8 protein-coding genes are annotated in these 5,338 nt (G+C 72.8%); 3 read left to right on the top strand and 5 right to left on the bottom strand.

All coding sequences use genetic code 11. The features are described 5' to 3' along the window. Positions 1–179 precede the first annotated feature (179 nt). Entirely contained in the window at positions 180–389 is a 210-nt protein-coding gene (locus TR50_RS33905) for a hypothetical protein (protein WP_152648787.1), read from the bottom strand. A gap of 188 nt (positions 390–577) precedes the next feature. On the opposite strand from TR50_RS33905, the gene TR50_RS33900 reads away from it, so the two are divergent. Next, a complete protein-coding gene (locus TR50_RS33900) occupies positions 578–1,075 on the top strand; it encodes an SRPBCC family protein (protein WP_042431336.1) in 498 nt (165 codons plus the stop codon). 37 nt (positions 1,076–1,112) lie between these two features. After that, positions 1,113–1,466 (top strand): VOC family protein, encoded by a 354-nt coding sequence (locus TR50_RS33895; RefSeq protein WP_042431334.1) that lies wholly within the window; start codon positions 1,113–1,115, stop codon positions 1,464–1,466. 56 nt (positions 1,467–1,522) lie between these two features. Here TR50_RS33895 and TR50_RS33890 read toward each other — a convergent pair whose 3' ends face one another. The 4 genes from TR50_RS33890 to TR50_RS33875 are packed head-to-tail and all read right to left on the bottom strand — an operon-like array spanning position 1,523 to position 3,824. Continuing rightward, entirely contained in the window at positions 1,523–1,774 is a 252-nt protein-coding gene (locus TR50_RS33890) for a DUF6510 family protein (protein WP_084701437.1), read from the bottom strand. A 31-nt stretch (positions 1,775–1,805) separates the two neighbouring features. Further along, entirely contained in the window at positions 1,806–2,519 is a 714-nt protein-coding gene (locus tag TR50_RS33885) for an FAD-binding oxidoreductase (RefSeq protein ID WP_042431331.1), read from the bottom strand. Between the two features lie 14 nt (positions 2,520–2,533). Continuing rightward, a complete protein-coding gene (locus tag TR50_RS33880) occupies positions 2,534–3,133 on the bottom strand; it encodes a molybdopterin-dependent oxidoreductase (protein WP_042431329.1) in 600 nt (199 codons plus the stop codon). Positions 3,134–3,137: 4 nt separating this feature from the next. After that, a complete protein-coding gene (locus TR50_RS33875) occupies positions 3,138–3,824 on the bottom strand; it encodes an alpha/beta fold hydrolase (RefSeq protein WP_042431327.1) in 687 nt (228 codons plus the stop codon). Between the two features lie 233 nt (positions 3,825–4,057). On the opposite strand from TR50_RS33875, the gene TR50_RS33870 reads away from it, so the two are divergent. Further along, on the top strand, positions 4,058–5,290 hold the full coding sequence (locus TR50_RS33870) for a S53 family peptidase (protein ID WP_042431326.1): 1,233 nt from the start codon (positions 4,058–4,060) through the stop codon (positions 5,288–5,290). Positions 5,291–5,338 lie beyond the last annotated feature (48 nt).

Genomic DNA, 5,338 nt, shown 5'->3' with positions numbered 1-5,338 from the left:
AGCCGAAGCCGAGCGTCAGCAGCACCAGGAGGCCGACGCCCCAGGTCAGCAGTACCCGCCGGCGCCGGCGGTAGCAGAACCTGCCGAGTCGGGAGAGCAGTCCGTCGCGCCGAGCCGTGGTCATGGGATCACGTTAAGTGAGCCCCTGGCCGACGGCATCCGGCGTCACCCCCGGACGGTCAGCCGCCCAGGACGGCGTCCAGGCTCTCGACGGCGGCCCGCGCCGCCGGGGCCGCCGCGGTGGCCGCGTCCCGCGCGGCCTTGGCGTCCCCCTGCTGCCAGGCGTCGTAGGCGTCGGTGGCGAGTTCGAGCAGGGCGGACAGCGAGACCGCGGGCGGCGCAGGTGGACGGTCGCCGACGGAACCGTTGCTCAGGCGATCAGCATTCACGTACCTCACCTCGTCACTGGGGAGCTTTCCCGGGCCGGGCCCACTCCATCAGCTCCTACGCCTGCGCCGACGCGACGGTTCAGCCCCGACGGCGGCGGATGGCCGCCGCGGTGACCCGGCGCACGTTGACGCGGTGGGCCCGCAGGCGGTGCGATGCCCCGGACGCCCTGTCACAGGAGGAGGTTCGTATGAACAACGCAGCCCGTGAGTCCGTCTCCGTGCGGACGGAGATATCCGTCCCGCCGGACGTCGTCTGGGCTGCCGTCGCCGACGTGACGCGGATGGGCGAGTGGAGCCCGGAGTGCACCGGCGCCGCCTGGCGCGGCAGCCCGGCCGCTCCGGTGCTGGGCGCGCGGTTCCAGGGACGCAACCGCAAGGGCGGCATCCGGTGGAGCACCGTCTGCCGCGTCGTCGAGGCCGAGCCGGGTCGCGCCTTCGCCTGGGACGTCAGCTTCGGACCGGTTCCGGTCGCCCGCTGGGGCTTCCGGCTCACGCCGGGCGGCACGGGCGGCGGCGCGACGCTGGTGGAGCAGTTCTGGCAGGACCGCCGCGACCGCGTCAGCGCCTGGACGACGGAGACGGTGCTGCGCACCGGCGACCGCGCCGAATGGAACCGCCGGAACATGACGGTGACGCTCGCCGCGCTCAAGCGCTCGCTGGAGGCAGGCGCGGCGGACGCCAACTAGCGTGCGACCACGGTCCGGGCCGGTCTAAGCTCCACGGATGACCTTGGAATGGGAACAGGTAATCGTTCATTCGGTGGACCCGGCGGCCCTGGGGCAGTGGTGGGCCACCGCCCTCGGGTGGGTCGTGGTCTACTCCTCCGACGACGAGTTCGAGATCCGGCCGGCACCGGACCGGAAGCCGGGGCTGGACTTCGTCCGGATCGAGGAGAGCAAGAAGTCCAAGAGCCGTCTGCACCTCGACTTCCGGCCCGACGACCAGGCGGCCGAGGTGGCTCGTCTCGTGGCCCACGGCGCACAGCGTGTCGACATCGGCCAGGGCGACCAGTCGTGGGTCGTGCTGGCCGATCCCGAGGGCAACGAGTTCTGCGTCCTGGGCCGGGCGAGCGCGTAGCGGACGTCCGCGGGCGCTGGGCTCGGTCGGCGCACCGCGGCGCGGCGGCGTCCTGCTCAACCCACGGGGATGCGCAGGGCGCCGCCGCCTCCGAAGTCGAGCCAGAGCGCGCCGGCGTGCCGGGCGATCCGGAACGCGATCTCCCCGCAGACAGGGCAGCGCGCGACCGCGGCGGTCGCCATGCGGTAGACGTGCAGCGCGCCGACGGCGCTGTCGGTCCCGCAGCCAGGGCAGAGGCGCTGAGCGGCCGTCACGTCCACGGCGAACACCTCCGACAGGGGGCCGGCGAGCGCGTTCCCGTCCTGCATGCCCATGAGTCCTCCTTCGTCGTGGCCGGTCTCAGCCGAAGCGTTCGGTGCGCACCCGGTCGGGGCGGTGTCCGAGCGCGACGAGGGCGTTGGCGCAGTGCTCCACGAAGGCCGTCGGGCCGCAGACGAAGCACAGCGGCGCCTGCGCCGGGGTGAAGCCGTCGACAAGCAGCTCGGCCTGCTGGATCCGGCCGACCGGGCGGGCGGAGCCGGGCGGGGCTTCGCGGGTGTACGCGTAGTCGACCGCGATCTCGGTGCGGCCGGCGAGGGAGTCCAGGGTGTCGCCGAACCAGCGCTCCTGCGGGCCGCGCAGCGAGTAGACAAGGTGGAAGGCGGGGCCTTCGGGCAGCGCGAGGCGGGCGCGCAGCATCGCGACGAGCGGCGCGACGCCCGATCCGCCGGCCACGAGCAGGACCGGCTCGGTGCGGTCCGGGCGCCAGACGAACCAGCCGCCGAGCGGTCCGCGGACCTCGATGTCGGCTCCCTCGGGGAAGTCCTCGACCAGGTACGGGGACACCTCGCCGTACGGGGCGGGCTGTACGGACACGGCGATGCGGTCGCCGTCCGCCGGTGCGGAGAGCGAGTAGCTGCGGACGGCCTGGTAGCCGTCGTCGGCGGTGAGCCGGAGGTCGACGTGCTGGCCCGCCAGATGGCCGGGCCAGCCCGGAGCGTCGAGGTGCAGCGTCCGGGCCGTGTCCGATTCCTTGGTCCGTGACACCAGTCGGGCCGTCGTCCAGCGGCTCATCGTCGGACTCCTGATCAGTCGCCCCAGGTGCGCTGCTCGCGCCAGGGGTCGCCGTACGCGTGATAGCCCAGGGACTCCCAGAAGCCCTGCTGGTCGTTGATCCGCAGGCGGATGCCGCTCACCCATTTCGCGGACTTCCACAGGTACAGGTGCGGGACCAGCAGCCGCGCCGGGCCTCCGTGTTCGGCCGGGAGGGGGCGGCCGTCGTAGGTGTGGGCGATCCACGCCCGACCGTTCCGCAGGTCCGCCAGCGGCATGTTGGTGGTGTAGCCCCCGTAGGACTCGACCCATGCGTACCGCGCCTCGGTGTCGACGCCGTCGAGCAGCATGTCCAGACTCACCCCGCGCCAGCGGGTGTCGAACTTGGACCAGCGGGTGACGCAGTGCAGGTCGGTGGTGACGTCGGCCTGCGGCAGGGCCGTCAACTGGGGCCAGGTCCAGACGTGCTGATCGCCCGTCTCGGTGGTCAGCGTGAACCGCCAGCGGTCGGTCGCGACGGCCGGGGTCGGACCTGCGGAGAGCACGGGAAAGCCTTCGGTCAGGAACTGCCCCGGCGGCAGGCGGTCGCCGGGGGCCCGTCGCCGGGAACGGAAACCCGGGGTCAGCGCGGCCACGCTCCTACGCCTCGGCGGCCTTCGCGGCGTCGCGGATGACGTCGAGGACGACGTCGGGGTGGGAGAGCATGGGCACGTGGCTGCTGTCGACGGCGTAGGTCTTCGCGCCCATGCGCTCGGCGGCGGCCCGCTCCAGGTCCGGGTTCACGGTGCGGTCGTTGTTCGCGACGATGTACCAACTCGGCTTCGTGCGCCAGGCGGTGCCGGGGACCTGCTGGGTGAACAGGTCGGGGACCGGGACGGCGCCCGTCGCGAGGACGAGCTTCTGCTCGGAGGCCGGCAGGTCGCCGCAGAAGTCGCCGACGCCCGCTTCGAGCAGCCAGATGCGGTCGTCGGTGACGTCGATGTGCTGGAAGACGGGGGTGGGGGCGAACTTCTCCTGCTGGGCCTGCGAGGTCTCGTCCTCGTCGGGGGCCAGGGCGGCGATGTAGACCAGGGCGGCCACACGGTCGTGGACACCGGCCTTGGTGATCAAGGTCCCGCCGTAGGAGTGACCGACGAGCACGACCGGGCCCGGCACGTGGTTGATGGCGCGGGTGACGCACGCGACGTCGCCTGCGAGCGAGTCGAGGCCGTGCTGCGAGCTCAGCACCTGGTGCCCCTCGGCCTGGAGCGTGGGGATGAGCTTGTTGAAGCACGACCCGTCGGCCCAGAGCCCGTGGGCGAAAACGATGCTGGCCTTGCCCGCCATGTGTCCTCCTTCGTGGATGTCAGCCCCGACGGTACACCACGCTGTGTATTCACATCGTGACGTTCCGTCGCGATTCGCGAGGTGGCTTCGGGGGAGGCGACCACAGTCCGAGTGGGTGGAACCCGGCCCGTTTCGTTGTCATGACTACGTCGCCTCGTTACGTTTCCTGAGCCACCCCCTCAGGGGGTGGTCGCACAGCACCCCCTGTTCAACTCGACTCAGGAGGACGTACGTTGCGCACATCTCCGACCGCCGTACCCGCCCGGCGAGCCGTCGTCCCGCTGCTGGGGTCGGCCGCCCTCGCCGTGACGGGCCTGCTCACCGCGGTGCCCGCCGGGGCCGCCGCCGGCCACCCGCTCAGCTGGACCCGTTCCTGCGCCGTCGACCTGACGCCGGGTCACGCGTTCTGCGACGCCCTGCGGGTCACCGACGCCGTGGAGCACGTGAGCGCCCAGGGGGTCACCCCGGGCGCGACGCCCTCGGGCTTCGGGCCTGCCGACCTGCTGTCCGCCTACGCCCTGCCGGCCAACGGCGGCGCCGGGCAGACCGTGGCCATCGTCGACGCCTACAACGACCCGAAGGCCGGCGCCGACATGGCCGTCTACCGGGCCCAGTACGGGCTGCCCGCCTGCACGAAGGCCAGCGGCTGCTTCAAGCAGGTCAGCCAGACCGGCGGCAGCACCCTGCCCGCCAACAACGCGGGCTGGGCCGGGGAGATATCCCTCGACCTGGACATGGTCTCCGCCATCGCCCCGCGCGCCCACATCATCCTGGTCGAGGCCAAGACGGCGTCGATGGCCAACCTCGGCACCGCGGTGAACGAGGCGGTCAAGCTCGGCGCGACCGAGGTCTCCAACAGCTACGGCGGCTCGGAGTCCGCCACGGACACCTCCTACGACACCACGTACTTCGACCACCCCGGCGTCGCCGTCACCGCCTCCTCCGGCGACAGCGGCTACGGCGTGGAGTACCCGGCCGCCTCCCGGTACGTCACCGCCGTCGGCGGCACCGCGCTCACCAAGACCTCCAACGCCCGCGGCTGGAAGGAGAGCGTCTGGTCGACCAGCAGCACGGAGGGGGCGGGCTCCGGCTGTTCGGCCTACGACGCCAAGCCCTCCTGGCAGACCGACAGCGGCTGCGCCAAGCGCACCGTCGCGGACGTCTCGGCCGTCGCCGACCCCGCCACCGGCGTCGCCGTCTACGAGACCTACGGCGCGTCCGGCTGGAACGTCTACGGCGGCACCAGCGTCGCGTCCCCGCTGATCGCGGCGGTCTACGCCGACGCCGGCGCGCACACGGCGGCGGTGCCCGCCTCCGTCGCCTACGCGCACACCTCCGGGCTGAACGACGTCACGACCGGGTCGACGGCGTCCTGCTCGCCGGCGTACCTGTGCCACGCCGAGGTGGGGTACGACGGCCCGACCGGCCTCGGCACCCCGAACGGCCTGACGGCCTTCACCGGCTGACCTCCCGTCAGCGGCGGGGCCCGGCGCGCCCTCACGCGCCCGCCCCCC

Source organism: Streptacidiphilus anmyonensis, assembly GCF_000787855.1.
Taxonomy (GTDB): domain Bacteria; phylum Actinomycetota; class Actinomycetes; order Streptomycetales; family Streptomycetaceae; genus Streptacidiphilus; species Streptacidiphilus anmyonensis.
Note: the sequence above shows the minus strand (reverse complement) of the source record. Positions and strands in the feature narration are given on the sequence as shown.